Source organism: Sporocytophaga myxococcoides, assembly GCF_000775915.1.
GTDB lineage: Bacteria > Bacteroidota > Bacteroidia > Cytophagales > Cytophagaceae > Sporocytophaga > Sporocytophaga myxococcoides_A.
Map to the genome: position 1 here is coordinate 165,240 of NZ_BBLT01000002.1, position 20,351 is coordinate 185,590.

General features: G+C 35.1%; 20 protein-coding genes and 1 pseudogene. 17 read left to right on the forward strand and 4 right to left on the reverse strand.

Annotation, left to right across the window (positions count from 1 at the left end; translation table 11 throughout):
* Positions 1–151 precede the first annotated feature (151 nt).
* From MYP_RS04965 to MYP_RS24745, 6 genes and pseudogenes are all read left to right on the forward strand, one after another.
* Positions 152–562 (forward strand): hypothetical protein, encoded by a 411-nt coding sequence (locus MYP_RS04965; protein WP_156140323.1) that lies wholly within the window; start codon positions 152–154, stop codon positions 560–562.
* Positions 563–1,075: 513 nt separating this feature from the next.
* The gene (locus MYP_RS04970; RefSeq protein WP_045459473.1) at positions 1,076–3,388 is read left to right on the forward strand and encodes an SBBP repeat-containing protein; all 2,313 of its coding nucleotides are present in this window, start codon (positions 1,076–1,078) and stop codon (positions 3,386–3,388) included.
* Positions 3,389–3,695: 307 nt separating this feature from the next.
* Positions 3,696–4,166 carry a DUF4040 domain-containing protein gene (locus tag MYP_RS04975; RefSeq protein ID WP_045459475.1) on the forward strand — a complete coding sequence of 157 codons (471 nt, stop codon included), beginning with the start codon at positions 3,696–3,698 and terminating at the stop codon, positions 4,164–4,166.
* A 331-nt stretch (positions 4,167–4,497) separates the two neighbouring features.
* The gene (locus MYP_RS04980) at positions 4,498–4,707 is read left to right on the forward strand and encodes a hypothetical protein (protein ID WP_045459477.1); all 210 of its coding nucleotides are present in this window, start codon (positions 4,498–4,500) and stop codon (positions 4,705–4,707) included.
* A 372-nt stretch (positions 4,708–5,079) separates the two neighbouring features.
* Positions 5,080–5,316 (forward strand): annotated as a pseudogene (locus MYP_RS04990) (RHS repeat-associated core domain-containing protein); the annotation flags it as partial.
* 144 nt (positions 5,317–5,460) lie between these two features.
* Positions 5,461–6,642, forward strand: coding sequence for an RHS repeat protein (locus MYP_RS24745; RefSeq protein WP_156140328.1), 1,182 nt, complete (start codon positions 5,461–5,463; stop codon positions 6,640–6,642).
* A 349-nt stretch (positions 6,643–6,991) separates the two neighbouring features.
* Here the strand turns inward: MYP_RS24745 and MYP_RS24750 are convergent, their stop codons facing one another.
* The 3 genes from MYP_RS24750 to MYP_RS05010 all read right to left on the reverse strand — a co-directional run bounded on the left by MYP_RS24750 (position 6,992) and on the right by MYP_RS05010 (position 8,051).
* Complete coding sequence (locus MYP_RS24750) at positions 6,992–7,228, reverse strand: hypothetical protein (protein WP_052429958.1); 237 nt, start codon at positions 7,226–7,228, stop codon at positions 6,992–6,994.
* Positions 7,216–7,356 carry a hypothetical protein gene (locus MYP_RS26000; RefSeq protein WP_156140330.1) on the reverse strand — a complete coding sequence of 47 codons (141 nt, stop codon included), beginning with the start codon at positions 7,354–7,356 and terminating at the stop codon, positions 7,216–7,218. The genes MYP_RS24750 and MYP_RS26000 overlap by 13 nt, the downstream gene beginning before the upstream one ends.
* A gap of 440 nt (positions 7,357–7,796) precedes the next feature.
* A complete protein-coding gene (locus tag MYP_RS05010; RefSeq protein ID WP_156140332.1) occupies positions 7,797–8,051 on the reverse strand; it encodes a hypothetical protein in 255 nt (84 codons plus the stop codon).
* 206 nt (positions 8,052–8,257) lie between these two features.
* Here MYP_RS05010 and MYP_RS05015 point away from each other — a divergent pair, with 206 nt between their 5' ends.
* From MYP_RS05015 to MYP_RS05020, 3 genes are all read left to right on the forward strand, one after another.
* Positions 8,258–8,467: a helix-turn-helix transcriptional regulator gene (locus tag MYP_RS05015; protein WP_045459483.1), complete on the forward strand. Its 210-nt coding sequence runs from the start codon at positions 8,258–8,260 to the stop codon at positions 8,465–8,467.
* Between the two features lie 408 nt (positions 8,468–8,875).
* Entirely contained in the window at positions 8,876–9,052 is a 177-nt protein-coding gene (locus MYP_RS26005; protein WP_156140335.1) for a hypothetical protein, read from the forward strand.
* A gap of 540 nt (positions 9,053–9,592) precedes the next feature.
* On the forward strand, positions 9,593–10,984 hold the full coding sequence (locus MYP_RS05020; protein WP_081990403.1) for a PQQ-dependent sugar dehydrogenase: 1,392 nt from the start codon (positions 9,593–9,595) through the stop codon (positions 10,982–10,984).
* Positions 10,985–11,173: 189 nt separating this feature from the next.
* Here MYP_RS05020 and MYP_RS05025 read toward each other — a convergent pair whose 3' ends face one another.
* Complete coding sequence (locus MYP_RS05025) at positions 11,174–13,207, reverse strand: glycosyltransferase (protein WP_052429960.1); 2,034 nt, start codon at positions 13,205–13,207, stop codon at positions 11,174–11,176.
* Positions 13,208–13,579: 372 nt separating this feature from the next.
* On the opposite strand from MYP_RS05025, the gene MYP_RS05030 reads away from it, so the two are divergent.
* The 8 genes from MYP_RS05030 (at position 13,580) to MYP_RS26010 (ending at position 20,331) form a co-directional block, all read left to right on the forward strand.
* Positions 13,580–14,560, forward strand: coding sequence for a glycosyltransferase family 2 protein (locus MYP_RS05030; protein WP_045459486.1), 981 nt, complete (start codon positions 13,580–13,582; stop codon positions 14,558–14,560).
* Entirely contained in the window at positions 14,532–15,350 is an 819-nt protein-coding gene (locus tag MYP_RS05035) for a hypothetical protein (protein WP_052429961.1), read from the forward strand. Before MYP_RS05030 ends, MYP_RS05035 begins: the two co-directional genes overlap by 29 nt.
* A gap of 548 nt (positions 15,351–15,898) precedes the next feature.
* Positions 15,899–16,471 carry a Crp/Fnr family transcriptional regulator gene (locus tag MYP_RS05040; RefSeq protein ID WP_081990404.1) on the forward strand — a complete coding sequence of 191 codons (573 nt, stop codon included), beginning with the start codon at positions 15,899–15,901 and terminating at the stop codon, positions 16,469–16,471.
* Positions 16,472–16,585: 114 nt separating this feature from the next.
* Positions 16,586–17,011: an SRPBCC domain-containing protein gene (locus tag MYP_RS05045; RefSeq protein WP_045459488.1), complete on the forward strand. Its 426-nt coding sequence runs from the start codon at positions 16,586–16,588 to the stop codon at positions 17,009–17,011.
* Positions 17,012–17,494: 483 nt separating this feature from the next.
* The gene (locus MYP_RS05050) at positions 17,495–19,102 is read left to right on the forward strand and encodes a hypothetical protein (protein WP_045459491.1); all 1,608 of its coding nucleotides are present in this window, start codon (positions 17,495–17,497) and stop codon (positions 19,100–19,102) included.
* Positions 19,103–19,274: 172 nt separating this feature from the next.
* Positions 19,275–19,742, forward strand: a complete 468-nt coding sequence (locus MYP_RS05055) for a hypothetical protein (RefSeq protein ID WP_045459493.1) — start codon at positions 19,275–19,277, stop codon at positions 19,740–19,742.
* A complete protein-coding gene (locus MYP_RS05060; protein ID WP_045459496.1) occupies positions 19,735–20,169 on the forward strand; it encodes a hypothetical protein in 435 nt (144 codons plus the stop codon). Before MYP_RS05055 ends, MYP_RS05060 begins: the two co-directional genes overlap by 8 nt.
* A gap of 6 nt (positions 20,170–20,175) precedes the next feature.
* Complete coding sequence (locus MYP_RS26010) at positions 20,176–20,331, forward strand: hypothetical protein (protein WP_156140337.1); 156 nt, start codon at positions 20,176–20,178, stop codon at positions 20,329–20,331.
* Positions 20,332–20,351 lie beyond the last annotated feature (20 nt).

Sequence of the window (20,351 nt, forward strand, 5' to 3'; positions counted from 1 at the left end):
TATTCTTAAAATATAAGAGGCCGGTCAGAGTTGATCGGCCTCTTGCTTTTATATCTCAGAAGATGATGAAAATATATTGAAAACCGTTTAAAGTATAGGAGATGGTACAAAGTCATCTTCACAAATCACATAATGTATCATGGATAAATTTATGTTTAAGCATTCAGGAAGATTCCAACTAATAGATTTTCAGTTGAGCCATAATGAAATGCTTTTGAGAAGTTATGCTAATGCAGAAAGAGACTATAATATTGATATTTTATTTAAAGGCGTAACTAGTTTGAATATTAAAACTACGTTTTATGGTGAGATAAATATTGAGGTGACAACTAAAAAACAATCTCAGTTAGCCGAGATAATCATGCCCAATGAAGCTTTTATATTTAAAATTTTTGATAAGTATAAAATTGATAACTTCATTGAGGCTGCAGCCTTTGGTGCATTTAAAAATAAGCTAGACTTCGGATATACAAGCCTGGGGGAATTTATGTGGTCTCCAAGCAATGAATGTATATACTGGTCTCATGATGATGAAGAATTTAAACGGATGTTTCTTTTATAAAGGCACTGGTTAGTATCTGAATTGCTTGGTCAGCTTTTTCGTATGTATTAAAAAATCATGCAGCAGATAAACGTTCTCTGATATGATATTACTTTTAGATCAGAGTCGAAGATCGTTTTCAGTATAATAGATGTATGGTTAAAGAACATGATCACTGTTTGCTGCAATTCCTGCGAAGGTCGATTGGCTGAACAGTAACTTCCTTCAGAGCATTTGTCTGTAATTTTTTCTGATTTTTTCTCTCTGAACTAAGTCTGTTTACTGAAGAAGTTGAAAGTTGAGACTGGAAACTTAAGATTTACACATAAAATGAGTTTAGGTGGTTCCAAAACTTTTCTAAGAAGATTGGGAACGATTTGGGAAGGGGAAGTCTACTTTATATAACCATGATTTAAGAAGATTTTTAAGACGATTATTTTTATCTTAATAATTCTGTTCATCTTTATGTACAATGGTTATTGTCAGACGCTAACACTTTGTATTGTTCAGGTAATTCACTCTTGAATTTTTACTATGAAAACCCAGGCACGATTAATATTTATTTTCTTTTTTACAATTATTAATGTAAAAGCCCAAAATTTTATATGGTCTAATAGGATAAAGGTGACGTTGGATCCAACATCGCCAAAATCAATAGCCTGTGATGATTCGGGCAATGTTTATGTAGCAGGCATTTCTCATGGTATAGTTTCATTTGATAGCGTTAAGTTTTCCGGGTCATTGTTTTTTGCAAAATACAATTCAGAGGGCAATTTGGTTTGGGGGAAAACGATTAAAGGAGGTGAGGTGAACACAATAAAAGTATTTCTGGACTCTAAAGGGAATATTTACATGTCTGGGAACTTTACAGGACCTGTACTATTTGGTCAACATCAGTTGTCGACACCCTATTCTAAATATGTCAACTTTCTGGTTAAATGTGATTACAATGGAAATTTTTTATGGGCAAAGAAAGTTTATTCAGGGGGATATGGTTCAAATCCGCGTATTTCAACCGACAATAGTGGTAATATATACCTCTTAGGAGGAAACTTTGAATCTGATTTGCCAATCTCAGGAGAGGGAAGTATTACAATTTCAAAGCTTGATGATTCTGGAGAATTTCAATGGATCAAAAGAACAGGAGTATCCGATGGAAAGCTTGAGGTGAATGATTTCTCAGTGGATGCAGTAGGTAATATCTATATGACCGGTAGCTTTGGAAGGTATTATAGTACTTTTAGTGGAAGCCTTTCCTTTGGTACTAATACTTTGGTGTCAGATGGGGAAATAAATATTTTTTTGGCGAGGTTGGATATGCATGGGAATCCAGTTTGGGCTAAAAGGGCAGGAGGGGAAAGTGCTCCATATGTAAATTATTATAATGATAAAGGACAATTTCTTGCTTTAGATAATTTAGGCAATGTTTATATGAGTGGGACTTTTGGGGATTCTGCCGTTTTTGAAGGCGTAAAAATAAAACGCAATCAAGATGATTACGTGGGAATGTTTTATTGTAAGTATGACACTTCTGGGAGTTTTAAATGGGTTAAATCTGGAGCCAAAGGTGATATTATTTGTGATAATCAGGGAAATATATTTGTTGTATCACAAAAAGATTTGTTAATAAAGTGTAATCCGGATGGCGAAAAAATTTGGTCAATCAGCGCTCCAGCAGAAGCAATTGACTTCTTAGATGGACCTCGAAATTTACTTGCCACAGATTCAAGAGGAAATTGTTATATGATTGGTAGGTTTTACAAAAAAATTACCTTAGGTCATAGTACTATTGTTTCTTACGAGGGTGAGTCAGCTTTATATGTTTCATGTATCAACGATGGTACCTATGTGCCTAAACGCGTTAATACTATAAAAGGAAAAGTTTTCACGGACAAAAACGGAAATTGCACCTTTGATTCCGGAGAAGAGGTATTATCCAATGTAGCAGTTACTGCAACACCTGGGGGGTATTATTCCATTACTGATCAAAATGGAAATTATGAGCTCAAGGTTGATTCAGGTCCTTATCATGTTTCTTTGGTAAAAGTGAAATCTGATGTAGCACTGTGGAAGGAGAACTGTTTGCAAAATAGTTATGAGGTAAAGTTTACAGGAGAGGATCAGAATATGGAGGGATTAGATTTGGAATTAAAAATAGAAAACTGTCCATTGCTTGAAATAAGATTAAGAGAATCGTATTCGGAATTTTTAGGGACAAGTTTTAATTCTTGTGACTATCCTGATTCTACGTATATTTTCTATTGTAATTATGGAGATGTGCCGGTAAACAATGTGCAAATAAAATTGGAATATCCTCAGGGTTTTTCACCAATAGCTAGTACTATTCCATGGGATAATATTTCGAATAACGTAATTACCTTTGATTTTCCAACTTTAGGCCCAAAAGAATATGGTTATATTGGAATAAAAGATTTAATAGAGCCTTGCGATTACTTAGGACCTTTTACTTATTCTGGATCCATAACTCCATTTCTCTCTTGTAAAAGTAAGGATACCATTTTTTACAAATCTTCTTTGGTTAAATCAAAGTTTCTTCCCTTGAGTTTAACAGGTTCAATTGGTTCGGAAAGTTCAAAGATTTTGACTTACCCCAATCCATTCACAGAAGATGCGACATTTTCAATAAAAGGTTTGGATAGAATAGAAAATGTAATTTTAAGTTTGATTGATTCTCAAGGAAACATAAAATATAAAGAGGACGTGGAAGTCTCTTCCATGGATGTCAGTATAACATTAAAGAATCTTAACCTGGATCAGGGAATATACTTTTATAAAATAGAATCGAAAGATAGAATGATAGGAAAAGGAAAACTTATAAAAATGTAAATGCTATTTTAGTATCAAATATAATGTTCAGCTGATGCGCAGTGTGTTAAGAATGATAGACGGTCCTACAGGCCAAAGTCTTTTACCCTGGCCTAAACCAGATAGACATCAAAGAACGGCCCGAAAGATTATATATATTCAAGTGCAATCAATTAATCAGGAAAGAAAGGGTTGAATGAGGTAGAGGTTTATCTGGTAACATCTCCGCAAGTCAATAGACTTGCTCTCATTTGAAGGTTGAAGTCAGATAGACTTCAACCAGAGCTGGATAAGGCTGAAAAGTTGGAAAGAATAAATTGAAAGAACTATGAATATAAAAGAGATGTTTTTACTTTTAATAATTGTACTTTCAGTGATAGGTTTTGGCTACGCCGTCTATTATTCGTTTTTTAGTGCTCCAGATTTTAATGCTGTGGGGAAGAATACTGTTGTAACTTTAGTAAAAATCATACCTGATAAGAATGGAGTTAAAGGAGATTATACCTTTAATTGCAATGGTGAATTTAGAACCGTAGGAGGTGGTGTGATATGGGGAGCAATCTGTGGTGATAAGTATGAGGCTCTATATGATAGCTCAAGCTGTCGTCATGTGAAAATATTGTTTTACCGTCCAGTGTTTTCTGACACAGAAATAGTTGGAGTCACAACAGGAGAAATTTATGAAGTTGCTCCCCCTTTTATTTTCAAACCTTATGTAAAGTTTAAATACTCAGCTGATGCGCAGTGTGTTAAGAATGATAGACGGTCCTACAGGCCAAAGTCTTTTACCCTGGCCTAAACCAGATAGACATCAAAGAACGGCCCGAAAGATTATATATATTCAAGTGAAATCAATTAATCAGGAAAGAAAGGGTTGAATGATTAGAGTTATTGGGTAATATCCGGGCAAGTCAATAGACTTGCTTTCATTTGAAGGTTGAAGTCAGATAGACTTCAATTAGAAAGGGATGGACCTGTTGATGGACATTTGATAGGTAAATGATTGGATATTTAAAATTCCCTCAGGTAAGCCTGAATTTATTGCGCCGAGAAAAGATACACCTAAGGAATAATAAGACATTATGGGCAAGGTTATACAAATTTCTATAGTATTCATTTTATTTTCGTGTATGAATGTGAATAAGAAGACGGATTGTTTGAATAATTATTTGGAAGAGGGAAAACTTACTGAGCAGTCAAAAATAATAGAGACTGCTTTAAAAGATAGCATAAATAAGTGGATTAAAGAAAAGGTGAGTTTAATGCAGGCTTATAAGGATAGTAAATGGATTGTGGATGGTATCGTTTTAAATAAAAATAATGACAGATTTTTAGGGTAAATATTGCAGGTGGATACTTGTCGCATAAATCCATTTAATAATGTTCAGGTATTTATTGGTGAAGTTGAGAATAACAATTTAAATTTTTATTTCACAGGGATGCCAACACTTTATTATTCAAAAGTTCCCAATAGGATGACATATGATACTTTTAATGAATTGTCAATTAAAGCCAGACGAGAATTGATTAATGGTGGAATTATTAACTTTAGGTGTCAAATCAATAATAATTATATAAATGATTGGTTTGTTGAAAAGGATTTGTTAATAGAAAAACATAAAAGATTTTTAAATAAGAAGGATTGATAGTTCAGCTTTCATTTGGTGTGCAAAGAATGAAAGACGGCACTTAATAAAGTTTACTATCCGTTTGGTATGGTGATGGCAGGCAGAGGAAGTGGCAATAATCTCACGGATTATCGTTATGGATTTAATGGTAAGGAGATGGATAATGAAATGCATAATGTTGCTGGTGCAGAGTATGATTATGGGGCAAGGATATATGATGCAAGGATTGGACGATTTTTAAGTACAGATCCATTAGCAAATGTATATTGGGCTGTCGCGCGATTGCATCGCGTGAAATCTGTGATAGAGATAGTAATTTGAATGTTAAATCGTCATTTAAAATAAAGCGCACTCGCATTTGCAATGCGAGTGTTGGGAAAGTTTTTAAAGACATATTCAGTTTTTGCAGCTGGCTATTTATATTTTAATAAAGATTAAATGGATGTGTTGTAGGGGATAGTTCAGTTGGGCACGCGTTTTGAAAACGCGCGCCAGCCAAATATAACAAATTACTACATTCGTGATGCAAGCGGGAATATCATGGCGGTATATGAGGAGTCTTCAGAAGTACAAACACTTGAAGAACTGCCGATTTATGGATCAGATCGGGTAGGAAACCTGGAGCCAGGGTTGAATCTAGCCCTTGTGAATCGTGCAAAACGTATCGCAGGGCGTAGGAGCTACGAGCTCAAAGATCATTTAGGCAACGTTAGGGTTGTGATCAATGACTTTAAAATGGGCTATGACAATACAGGAGATTCCAAAGCAGATTATTATCTTGCCAAAATAAGTTCATTCTCAGATTACGGTCCTTTCGGGGAGTTCTTGGAAGCAAGGACATTGAATTCGAATAAGTATAGGTACGGGTTCAATGGCAAGGAGAATGATAACGAAATACATGGTGTGAATGGAAGTGTTCAGGATTATGGTATGAGAATGTATGACACGAGATTAGGCAGGTTCTTTTCAGCCGATCCTCTGATCGTACAAAAACAAATGTATCCCGAACTTAGTCCTTATCAATTCTCAAGCAATACACCAATCTGGGCTGTTGATTGGGACGGTTTAGAAGCAAGATTATATATTGATACAAAGGGTGTAGGGCATGCTTTTCTTTCAGTAACGGATGATCAAGGTGTTTTACATATATATACTTATGGTCAATATGGACAAGGAACGAAAGACGGAGAATCAAAGGCATATGGAGAAGGAGCATTAATTCATCTAGTGGGTAAAGATGCCGAAGCATATTTAAAGAGAGGTTTTAATGATGACCATTATAGACTTAGCGTTTACGATCTGACCAAGAAAGAAGTGGATCGCGATAAAGTGATGCAACATTTTGATAAAATCTTAAATGATCCAAACGCAACACCAGCAGAGAAAGTTAATGATGTTCAATTTGTAAAAGATGATCCAAATAGTAAAGCAGTAAAATATAGTAAATATGGTGGTGTTCCGGCTGGCATGTGTCATGATAATTGTGTGACTGTGGCAGATAAGGGATTAGAAGCAGGAGGATCGAATATATTATTATGGAATGATAATCCTCACGTAGCAGTTCCAGATATAGAAGTTCAATCTTGGTTTAGTAGTGAAATTAATGAGATTACTGATCAGGTAAGAACAGAGTATGTAACCAAGTAATTATTAGTGATAAATGGCTAAAAGGATTATTATATTTATAGTTGGATGCGTTTTGCTCATGTATATTATTAATAATCTATACATAGCAGATAGTAAAAGGAAGTCATGTAGTACCAAGATTTTTTTAGAGAAAAAAGATCAAGTGGATGCAAAGGAGATTTTTAAACAAGCATCAATTGAGTGTAAAGACCTGGACGAACAATACACAATGTGGCGATGGGCTTTTATATTAAATGTGGTATTTGTTTTGGTTATTACGATTGAGGGAATCTATAGATTAGTTAAGAAGTGAATTTTTATATAAGCAAAGAAATAAAAAAAGCCCGGCGAAGAGTACCGGGCTTTTGTTTTATAGACCAGCGACATTATTGTAAAAGAAGTCCTTGAACTTCTTTTTTGTCAGCATACAATCAATCATGCTATAGATAATAGATTTTTCTTTTTCATCCAGTTCCGAAAGTAACCTTAATTGCTCGGACGCTGTTTTATCCTCTACGGTTATCTCTTTAGGTACTTCTTTACCCATGTGAACAATCTGATCAATAGTAATACCATAGAACTTGGCAAGCTTATCTAAAATCTCCACGGAAGCTTCTCTTTGTCCATTCTCAATTTATTGTAATGAGAAATCCCCAGACCTATTTCAGTAGCTAACTGTTTTTGTAAAACTCCACTTTCTTCTCTTAATCGCTTGATATTGTTGGCTAAACTCATGGTTGCATATTTTTAAGATAAGCCAAAGATAGCCATATAGTATATTTTTAGCAAAAATTATCCATTTAGTCATACTAATAGTTGCCAATTAGTACATTTTATTTTGTCCCAGCTGGCCCAGATCTCCCTCTTTGTAGGCTGTCGCTCGATTGCATCGAGTGAAATTTGTGATAGAGGGAGTGTTTAGAAATTAAAAGATAAATTTTGGATAATGCGTATTCGCATTTGTAATGCGAGTATTTGAGAAAAGAATAAGAGTAGCCAGTTATTGCAGAACGGGCTATTTTAATTGCAACAAATCTCCCGTAGAGACGCCATGCTGGCGTCTCCCTTTCGTTAACAGGTAGCAATAGATTTTAACAAGTAATAAAATTGATATACGGTGTTTCTGTTAAATAATAACGTTCAAATGCCGGACATTTAAAGAAGCCTGGCCCCATTCATACTTTCTGCATACACTTCTTCAGATACATATAACAGGCCTCAGCAAGAGGTATTAGATTTTTACCATTGCCAGTTATTTCATATTGGTCTGCCATGCTTAAAAAATTCATGTAGCCGTCGAACCATTCTGAGTTTGATTTTAATTCGGGAGCACCCATTAATTCTGCCACAACACTTACTAGTTCCAGTCCATGAAGATCACTTTCAAAGCCCAAGTCCTTCAGGCCATTGAGGAGTTGTTCATGTTTCATGTCTTGGACAAGGATTTTGATAATAAGGCTTTTGTGTTTTTCCATAGCTGGTGAATTTTGACTGCCAATGTACTAGTAAATTGCATTATATGCAAATTAATATCTATACTGTATAATTTAAATTAGTTTTGTGCTCGTTTTTTAACTCTTTTTATGTCAGTTGATTTATTTACATTGCCAATTAAATTGCGTTTTGAAGAATTAAAATGACTGAAAGGCCTACTTTTAATAGAATAAAAGCTGTATTGGCAGAAAAGGGTAAAACAAATATCTGGCTGGCAGAAGCATTAGGAATGAATAGAAGTACTGTTTCAAAATGGTGTACAAATGATGTACAGCCTACAGTGGAGACATTATTTGCTATTGCAAAAGCACTGGATGTAAATGTGCGGGAGCTGCTGGTTTCCTCCAAATAGATTTCCGGGATAGGTATTTTATATCTCTCAAAGGCTACCCCGCTATGGGTATTATATAAAATCTTTGATAGTGGAAATATTAGATAGTTAAAACATATATCAGAGATAGCGCATTCGCATTTGTAATATGAATGATTGAGGATAGATTAAAGAAATAGCAGCTTAAATGCATCAGCCCACCTACCACTTTTCCTCCGCAACCACAGCCGCAATTTTACCCGCAATTATTCCTCAAAATAGGACTTTGAATTGTTATTTTACAAGTTTATTATTTGTTTAATGTGTTGTAAAATAGATGTTTAAATGTTGGTTTTTAAATGTTTGCGATTTTTTGTTTCTCCGTAAAATGACCCGCAAAAGTGAACCGCAAATTATTAGCTTGAAGTCATAATTTCAATCCAAATGCTAATGAGACTTTATACTCATGCTTATATGATGCGGGAACAACTTGATGGGGAAGGCTTGTGGTCTATTTCCCATGGATTTTCAAAAAGACAAGAAAGCTATAGAGGCGCTTTACATAATGCGGATCTGCATAGATATAATGATTATGATGGTAGAGGAAATCTATCTAATAAAGGATGACAAAATTCAAGATAGCCTCTTATCTTAACGACATTGAACGCGCGCCAGCCAGGGCAGTCAGGGCGTTCTAGAGTATAAAACAGTGGGCGTTTCAAAACGTTCGCCAACACGGGGTTCTGGCCAGGTGATGGAGTTTTGCCACTGAAAGATTGATGCCATCGCTTCAAGCGATGGCATCAATTGAATGTTTAGATGGTCCTTATCTAAATCGAATATTAGTTTCACAGGTCAATCAGATGTTTACCTTTTTGACGTTCTGTGTATATAATAAATAGTTGATAATTGAGGGATTATCATCTAGTTTAACAATGAATCGCAGGATGTTCAGAGTTCCCTGGCCTCCATTTAATACTCATAAGACCCAGCATCTCTTTATAATGTAAATGATTTTAGTCTAAAAGCTAAGACACTAAAATCATATGTCCGAGTGAGTAATCTCTTTTAAATCAGAGTTATATGCCATTGGGTTTTGTCAATATCCTCAAATTAACTTAATTTATACCAACTCTTAGTTTAATTAAACCTATTATTTAACTAACTATGAAAAAACAGTTCTACTTTACATTAGCCATTTTAATGTCTATTTCGGCATTAAAATCTTTGGCACAGGCTCCTACTCTTGAGCTGGATAAAGTTCTTCTGTCCTCTAATGAAATGTCACAACCCTGGGGTATGTGTTTTATTTCAGCAGATGAACTACTGTTTACAGAGAAAAGCGGTAAACTCTTCAGATATGTTGTCTCTACGGATACCAAGACTCAGATCAGTGGGACTCCTGCGGTTTCAACTGCTGGCCAGGGAGGCTTACTGGATGTTGCCATTCATCCAAATTTCACCACAAATAAGTACGTTTACCTTTCGTATTCCATTTCAGGACCTGGAGGTTCCACGCTTGCGATCGGAAGAGGTGTGCTAAACAATAATCAGCTAACAGGCTTTACTGAAATATTCAGAGCTTTGCCTTTTAAGAGTGGTACAAATCACTATGGTAGCCGCATCGCTTTTGACAAAGATAATCACCTTATTTTTTCCTCAAGTGAAAGGCAGGAACAGGATAATGCACAATTACTCGAAAATCATTTGGGAAAAATTATACGTCTGAATGATGATGGTTCCGTTCCAAGTGACAATCCATTTGTAGGAGTTAATGGTGCAAAGCCTGAAATATACAGCTATGGCCACAGGAATGTTCAAGGGCTGGTTATTCATCCGGAAACAAATAAGATCTATGCACATGAACATGGCCCGATGGGAGGAGATGAACTCAACTTGGTTGAGGCTGCTAACAACTATGGTTGGCCTAAAATAACATTTGGTAAGAACTATAACGGAACTACTATTACCACTGATACGGCAAAAGAAGGAATGGAACAACCCATCAGATATTGGGTTCCTTCAATAGCCCCTTGCGGTTTGGCCATTGTTAATCTGCAGAATCAGCAAGCCAATGAGGTGAATTTTGTTTTAGGAGCTCTTGCAGGAATGCAAATACAATGGGTGAAGATCAAGGATGATAAACATGTAGCTACTTATTCATTCATGAAGAATTATGCAAGATTCAGAGATGTTGAGGTATCTCCTGATGGCAAAATTTATGCACTGACAGAAAATCCGAACAGTCTGATTCTTTTAAAAACCAATCAGGTAGTAACAGGCCTGTTTGAAAGATCATCAGGTAATAGTGGCACCGTAAGTTTATATCCTAATCCTGTCACTGATATTTTTACAATTGATGCCAATGATATAAAAGGAAAGGATGAAATCGCCATTTGCAATCAGCAAGGTAAAGTGCTTCGTTCATTGAATGTGTCAGATAATTTATTTGATGAAGGTAAGATGAAAATAGATATCAGTGATCTGCCTTCAGGTATGTATCTTATCATACTAAGATCAAAAGAAAGTAGCACCACGTTAAAATGCCGTAAATTATAATAAATCCATATGTTGAAATAATAAGACTTTTGATTTCGATGGGTATTGAAGTCAAGAGTTTTTTTAGTATGTAGAATATTAAACACATCAGAAGCGAAATAAAACAGGCCGGCTAGTAATAGTCGGCCTGTCTTATTATACTTATGGCATGAAATAAATTTTCATTTAGAATTATGGCTTTTACCTGAGTTAAACAAGTTTTGAAAAGAACCTTTTAATCTTACTCTTGATTTTCTTAAGTCTTTTCTTCTTGGCTGAGCTATTAGTGACGGGTGATTCCAGCATTATAGCTAAAGATGTCAACTCTTTCCATCGTTTATTAAGTTTTTCAATCTGGATGGGTGTATTCAGAATTTGTTCTAAGAATTCTCCTGTTTCCTGAGCAACATCATTCCATGTTCTGAATTTGAAATCTCCACTATCCCATTTAGGGTCTGGCCTTGCTGATAGCAATTCCTTGAGATGTTTGAAGTCAGAGAAGAAGTGAAGGTATTGTTTGTATTCTTTTAGCAATCCATTTGAAAGCTCACGATTTACGCTGGTATCATTGATGAAAATATTTTTCCGTTCTTGTAATGCCTCTATAAGAGGCAAGCCGAATCCTTCATAGAAGCTTGGATAAATAATGTAATTACAGTTTTTATATAAAGATTTAAATTTTTCTTCACTTAGAGTTCCGCTCTTATATTCCGTAATAAAATTTCCATGCTGTTTATTGGCTCCTCCGATTGCGACAGCCTTGAAACCTTCCAGTTCTGACAATACTTTGATTGTTTCATTTACTGCTTTATGTTTAAAACTGTTCCCAACAATCAAGGCGTAGCTTTCACCAGCATTATTCTTCACCTCAGCAGATTGGTCAGATTTGTTTTTGGTCCCATGATATATAATTTTATTGGTGGGTAGCACAAAATTGTAAGGTGTACCAAAGAAAGCTTCTGTATCTGACTTTGTCGTTTCACTGATGAAAATTATTCCATCTGAATGTTTAAGGGATAATTCAAAAACGTTCTTGCTGAAAAAATCCTTATGCACTATATAGTTACAACGTGTAGCTATTATATCCTGAAAGGTAATTACCATTCGTAATGCTACCTTGTTAATCAGATTTAAAAGGTGAAAATTGAAAATCTGTGAAGGCATTATTGCCAGGTCATATTTGTCCTGAACAGTGTCTGGAAATACAACATCCGGATATTTCTTACCCAATCCATATATCTCGGAAAGCTGAGGTAAAGTAAGAACGTGTATTTCAAATTTGTGAGAGAAGAGATTATAAAAATTTTCCAGCAGGTTCAATGCATAGTTGACCGTCCCGTTAACACTTTTGTTTAGGTGGGGTACACAGAATAAGATTTTTGACTTGTTGTGCAATTTACTGCTGAATAATGCAGAAAAATTATCAGCCACATGAATTTCGTGTTTAAAGTATTGATCAACGATACTGGAGTAGTAAGGGTATCTATTCTTTAGTATTTTATAGTTTGTTTTGTCAAGGCTCTCTCTCTGTGATTTCCCAAAGCTTTTGGATTCGTGATGGTAAACGAATGCATGGTTCGCCATTACCGTAGTAAATCCATATTCGTTAATTCTCATGCAGAAGTCATTTTCCTCATTGTAGCCTTTGCCATAGATCTCGTCAAAAAGGCCGAAGTTATTGATGATACTTCGCTTGATAAGCATGCAGAAGCCAACACCGGTTGGAATAATAGAGAATTTTGGAAGCATTGTTTTAAGTTTTGAAAATAGTTCAAAACTCTCATCGGCAATTGCGCTTCTGTCACCTTTAAAAAATAAAGGAATGCTCAGTAAACTGGCATTATTACTTCTTGGGCAACATGCAGCATGTTTTTCATTCAGGTATAATACAGATCTTAATTCTTCCAGAAAGCCCTCTGTAACTTCTGTATCACTGTTCAATAAAAGGATATCGTTTGCGGTATTATCCAGTTCAAAAACCGCCCTGTTACAGGTTTTTATGAAGCCCAGATTTTGCTCATTTCTATAGTACTTGAAATTGAGTTTATCTTTGATCTTGTTTTTGATCTTTTCCTCAAGGGAATCGGCTTCAGGACCATTATCATTAATTAGGTATACATTTTCATCACCTGCAAAAAGAATAAGTGAATCAATACATTTGGACAAACTATTCCAGTCTGCATATACAGGAACGACAATAGAAGTTTTTCCTTTAGTGCCTTCTATGAAATTTTCAGATTGCATTTTTATTCAAAACATTTTGCTTTGCAATGCGCAGAGGTTATTACAAAGCTATTTTTAATGGATACTGACTATTTTTTTATTTCAGCAGTAATTAAACAGGCTGAAAGCAAAAGTCTAAATAATTTATAATAGAAATATTTTACAAAGATGGCTAACAAAATTCAAACAACTGATCTTAAATTATTCAATTGTTAAATTAAGAGGACTCAGCTCTTCATTAGTCAAAGTTTTTCTTTCCGGATAGTAAATTTATCGATAATATTTCATTATTACTCTGATTTACTTCAAAGTGGTTTTATCAATTAGTATTAATTTTGCATTTTGCCATATTATATTTATCGATAATTATTCATTTCTTCCTGAATTGCCTTAATGTTTAGATATTTAAGCGTTATTATTCCCAATTATTATGGTGCAGAATTGCTTCAGCAATTTTTGCCATCTGTTCTTCATGCCTTAGAGAATTATCAGGGGCAATGGGAGCTGGTAATTGTAGACGATAAGTCTAAAGATGCAAGTATTGAGGTTATTAAAATGTTTTGCCAGAGAGATGAGCGTATTTCTCTTATTGTCCATGAGGTCAACAAGGGGTTTTCTGCTACCTGTAATTCCGGCGCTGCTGCTGCAAGAGGAGAAATAATCTTTTTCCTCAACAATGATGTAGAGCTTAGAGAAGATTTCTTTTCGGGGTTTAATAAATATTTTGACAAACCGGAAACGTTTGCAGTGACGGTTGGCGGGTATAGTTTTATTGACCGCAAACCTCTTGATGGGCTTAAGCTAATTAATTGGAAGAGAGGGTTTCCCAGGGTGACGGAAAATATTTTCCGCGAACAGTTGGATCCTGAAAAAACTGATATGTTTGAATCGGGAGGTGTGCAAGGAGCTTATTTTTTTGCAGATGCAAATAAATTCAGACAGCTCAAAGGTTTTGATGAATTGTTTTCGCCTTATTTATTTGAGGAAACGGACCTTGGATACAGAGCATTAAAACGAGGCTGGAAGATTTACTTTGACCCTGACAGTATTGCTTTTCATAATGTCAGCTCTACGCTCACTAAACAGAGCAGTGATTTTAAACGTACAGTCGACATAAGAAATAAAGTTATTTTTATCTGGAAAAATATAAACACTCCCGGACTTCTGTTTGGAAATGTTATATTCCTGATCATAAAGTTAATCTCTCTTAACCGATTTTACTGGAAAGCTATAATTAAAGTGTTCAGGCTGAAAGATCAGATCCTGGAAAAAAGAAAAGAAGAAGCTAAATATTTTAAAGTCTCAGACAGGACCATTCTTCAAAAATTCTCATCCAAAAATAAAAATGCAGAGTACTCCAAAAGAAATTTCTGAAGTTCCATTCCAGCACCCGATAAAGTTCACTGTAGGTACATTGGTTACAAACAAGCAAGAGTATCAGGTTATGCTTGATTCGTTTGCGAGAGCAGGATTTAATGGGTCAAATACAGAATTTCTTTTCTGTGATAATTCTTCTTCAAACAGATTTGACGCCTATTCCGGTTATAATGAAATCCTAAGTAAAGCAAGAGGACAATATATCATTCTTTGTCACCAGGATATTGAACTTAATTATGATAATATTTCGATACTCGAAGAAAGGATATGTGCTGTTGAATTGCTTGACAAAAACTGGGCCGTACTGGGTAATGCCGGAGGGTTGCATCTTAAAATGGTATTCGAAAGAGTTACTTATCCGGACAAAGAGATCATCAGGGGACCATTTCCATCCAAGGTAAATACATTAGATGAAAACTTCCTGCTGATCAATGCGAGGTCAAGAATTTCATTCAGTGTGGACTTAAAAGGCTATCACTTTTATGGCACTGATATATGTCTTATAGCTCAGGCCATGGGATACTCATGCTGGGTTATAGATTTTAACCTTCTGCACAAGAGCAGCGGTAATATGAATGAAGATTTTTTTGAGAAGAGAACGGCATTTATAGAGAAGTATGCAAAGGCATATCGATGGAGGTATTTAAGAACGACCTGCACAACCTTTTATATCGCTTCGAATGTTGTAGTTGCAAAAATGATCAGCACTTCTTTTTTTAAGTTCCTTTTTAAACTTCCACTTAAAATAAGAAGGAAATTTAAAGGCGATTATCTCTTTGATGAGTAAAACAAAATCTTTCATTATAACAAGCTTCTATTATTTGTGAAAGTGTTAATACCTGTATTTAAGCTATCATAAGTACTGATAAATTCCGCTTGTATTGTAATAATAAGAATGAATTTTTAATCTGATGAGAATATTCTGAAGCCTTATATCTATCAAAACCATCATTCTGTGAATTCCATCAAAATGGACAATATCTTTTAAAGGATGAGGTAAAAGAGATAGAATGATTCTTTATTCTCTATATTTTTGGTATCTGTATAAAAAGGTACAAATGAGTGAAGAGCAGATAGACGGATGTTACTCCTCGAGAATTCTGAATCATTGTAGACTGCAAAGCGTTAATAAGAAATATTGTTCAAGTGCTGGAGATCAATACTACAATAGATATGATAAATACGCATGAACACTGATCTATGAGTATTATGAAGCGTATTCAGCGGAAAGGAGAACTAAAAGCTTAATTCAAAAAATGAATCATGGAATATAGTATCCTTCTGGAGGTAAGCAGAGACAGCGTTAGGATATATTTAAGAATTAATTGATCCCTCATGACAAACCTGGAAAATAGTATCACATCATATTTTGGAGTTATAGCTCCGGAAGATTTAAAAACAATAGTTTCGTTTTTCAAACCGGAGACGATAAAAAAAAATGACTACTTCCTCAAAAGCGGGAAGAGTTGTGATAAGTTGAGTTTTGTACAATCAGGTTTTTTAAGAATTTTTGTTGAAACCGAAAAAAGGGATGTAACACAATGGATTACCACCCAAGGCTATTTTGTAACAGATTTATCTTCATTCGTTTTGGGCTCTCCTTCACGCTGGACAATCCAGGCACTAACAGATACGAAGGTACAATCGATCTACAAGGAGGATTACCAAAACCTTAATATGCTGGTGTCTCAGTGGCCTGTACTTGAAAAACTATTTATTGTACATTGTTTTACCATCATGGAAGATAGGATATTCAGTCACCTTTCTATGACGGCTGAAGAGCGGTACCAGTTTTTCTTTGAGCATAACAGGGAGCTCTTTAATCAGGTTCCTTTGCAGTACATTGCTTCTATGCTTGGTATGACTCCCGAAACGTTTAGCCGGATCCGAAAAAAAATGCAATCCTGATTTTCTTGATATTTATCAAGCCTGAAGTCATGCGAAAACCAGACCTTTGTAGTGTCAGGTTGAACAATATGTTCGGCGCTGTCAATCACAATTGTACATGAAAATTTGAAACATATGGCAAAGGAAATCACAACAGAAATTATTATCAGGTCTACTCCTGATAAGGTATGGTCTATTCTTACCGATTTTGAAAAGTATCCAACCTGGAATCCTTTTATTACATCTTTAACTGGTAAGATTGAAACAGGAAAAAAAATCAAGGTAAATATTGTCCCTCCCGGTGGTCCTGCTATGACTTTTAAGCCCACCATACTTAAGAATGTTCCAAGGAAAGAATTAGCCTGGCTGGGAAGTGTGTTCGTAAAAGGATTGTTTGATGGGGAGCATCGTTTTGAATTGACCGATAATGAAGATGGTACAGTAAGATTTGTACAAAGAGAGCGATTCGAGGGTGTCTTTGTATGGATGTTTAATCCTCAAAAAACGAAAGATGGTTTTGAATTAATGAATCGGAAGTTAAAGGCCCTGGCAGAGAAGTAGGACAACATAAATAATGCAGGTTATGGACGGAAATTTTAATAGATTTTGAATAAAATAGCCCAAAATATACAATGCTTGAATAGAGTTTTTAAAAGCCAGTTGATTTAGAAACTGGCTTTTTCGATTCTTTTTTTTTGAAATTAAATCATGCTCACATAAGTCCAACAATAATGTCACTTTTTGTCTTTTTATCTGACTAATTTTTTAATTCGACTATTTATTAATTCTCCCTTACTTTAATAATACATGGAGGTGCATGATAAATAACAAATATTAATACACTTCGTAAATGTAGGTTCACAATATTGTTAATCTGAAATTCTGTGTATTGTAAAATATTATTATAAAGTCGGGATAAAGTTTCCCAAATTAGTTCTGGTTTAGCTGGGAAAAATCATAAAACTGTAATTTATATTAGTTTTTATATAGTTGCTACTCAATAATTGTATTAAATTTATCCTTTAAAACTATAACCTTTTTTATATGAATAAACTAAAGCTTTTAGTAGTATTTTTACTAACAATTCAATTGACATCTTTTGGACAAGTTAATTTATCAAAAGATTTTAAGGTAACTGTCAGTCAGCCTTTCCCAGTGATCGATGGGGCAAGTAAGGAATATTTTTCCGACGGAAAAGGCAATGCAATTTCTGTGAAAACAGACGGAGAAAAGGTGTTCATTCAACGTTTTAATGCTAGTACTATGAAAGAAGTAAGCAGAAAAACTTACGAAGATTTTCCTCCATACAATAAAGTACAAAAGGTGATGAAGGTCGGTGATAAATTATTTTATGTATTTAGTTCATTCAACAAAAAAGCCAAGGTAGAAGACCTTTATGCAAGAGAAATAAATATGGCGGAGGGGACTTTTCTTAGTCCTAAATTACTCTTTTCTACCAGCTCGGAAGTAACTGTTAGTTCGTACGTAGATGGTATGCCTGGTTTGTTTGGTGCAGGTGCTATCAGATTTGAAGTGTTAACTTCTTTTGACAATTCAAAAATAATGCTTAGATACAGAACGAAACCTGAAACCAAAAAGGATTCAAAAAGCTATGATATTATCGGGTTTTACGTATTTGACGCAGCTTTTAATAAACAATGGGGTGGTGAAGCCAAAATGCCTTATACAGAAAAGCAAATGAATAACCTTGCTTATGCTGTAAGTAAAGAAGGTAAAGCATTTATGCTTGCAGCAATAAATGAGACAAAGGAATTTCAATTGTTGGCGATCAATAAAGATCTTTCTGTGACACCTCACAAAATAGATATTGACGGTAAGTTATTTTTCCAGGAATTTAAACTTCGTGAAGCTGCTGATGGCAATATAACATGCACTGGCTTCTATGCAAATGGAATGGATGTAACCGTAAACTGGACGGGCTCAGGAGCACTAAGCTTCAATACAAATGGTATTCTGCACTTTAAGATGGACCAGAATGGAAAAGTTCTCGAAAAACATGATTATGAATTCCCGTTAGCTTTGATCAATCAGTTTGAGTCAGGAAGAGCACAGGCTAAAAACGCTAAAAGAGAAGGCGAAGGAAAAGCGGGTATCAATGATGTTAAGATGACGAATCTTGTGCAGGCAGAAGATGGAAGCACAATCATTGTTGGAGAACAACAGTATATCAGGAATGAGTTTGTGGGTACCAAGCAGACAACTGTATACTATTATGCAGATGTTATTGTAACAAAAATCGATGCAAAAGGAAATCTTGTGTGGATGAAAAAGTTACCTAAAACACAGGTAGGAACAGTAGGTAAAGGGGGCATGGGTATCCGTTTCATTAAATCTAAAGATGCTGAATATGTATTATTCCTTGATAATATCAAGAATGCCAACATCGGAAAAGATGATGCTCCTGCTAAACATCAGGATGGAAGAGGCGGATACCTGACAGCATTCAAGATCAATGATGCGACTGGTAACTATGAAAGACACGCTCTTTTCAATATTGAAGACATTAATGGTGTAGAAGCTTATCAATTCAAGACACCTAGAATATTCGATTCTGCTGATAAGACATTTCTTCTGGAAATTTACTTGAAAGGCAAACAGGACGGAATGGTTAAAATGGAATTGTTGAAATAGATATTTGTCATTAAAATGGAAGAAAGGGCAGCTCTGAATCAGTGCTGCCCTTTCTTTTTAAATAGAAATAAAGTTATTCGAAGACTTTGGCTTAGACAATGACTTGAAAACGGATTGAGTAAATTTAGGTGAATAGTAATTAGACAAACTTATTCTAATAAAATGTCGTATTTTGCTTCCATTGGTTTGCTTTGCTCAGAGTGGATTTTATTATCAGGGAGTTGCAAAAATGGCGAGCGGTGCTCCGATTGCTGATCAGACTATTTCAATTTATATATCTATTTTGAGTACTTCTCCTGATGAATTGTTTTACAAAGAAAGTCATTCAATAAAAACAGATGATGATGGACGTTTCTCTCTTGTGGTTGGTGAAGGTACTGGATTACAGGGAACGTTCAATGAGATTAATTGGAGAAGCAAGGAAATATGGATACAGACTGAAATGGACGCTGGACAAGGGCTTGAGGATATGGGTAAGTCAAGGATCCTACCAGTTCCTGTTGCTACCTATGCTTTAAAAGTGGCTTATGATCATAGGATTGGTTTTGCTTTCCAGGATAATTTTGACGATATTTTTCCGGTCAAACAGGATCAAACCATCCAAAGGATTATATATCAACATTTCTTCTTACATGTATGATCATGAGCCTGTGCAGATAACGATTTCAAATAATCTTCAAGGGTTTACAATTGAGCCGAATAGCTTTACTCAGAAAGCTGGTGATAAATCCAGAGAACTAACCTTAGTCGTTAATAAAGATTTTGAACCAGGAGTTTATACCATTCCAATGATTGGTAAATCTGTTTCCGGAAGGGTTGTAACTTCAGAGTTAAAGGTAAGAGTTTTGTCAAGTTCTCCAAGTAATTATTTTGTTGGAAAATATAACGTTAAAGACGTAATAATTGGTAGCACAGATACTCTTTTTTATGAAGAAAATATTGAAGCAGTTGGCAGTGATTCGATAAGATTTACTAATAATGAAGTATTATATAAAGGACACCCTTTGCTTTACAATGTCTTAGCTGGTATAAGCAGTTATGGTCCAGACTTAAGACTTAGCATTTAAGATCAAGTGTCGGGAGGAGAAGGTGAATCATGGGTAAATGGTGGTTGCTGCCCACAGCATATTAGAAATCTGGATGAATTTACTATATTCTATTTTGTTACTTTAAGCATAGCTCCAGGAGTAACTCAGAGCAGACAAGCGACTTTTAGAAGAGTTAAGTAATTTGAACCATTATGAGATAA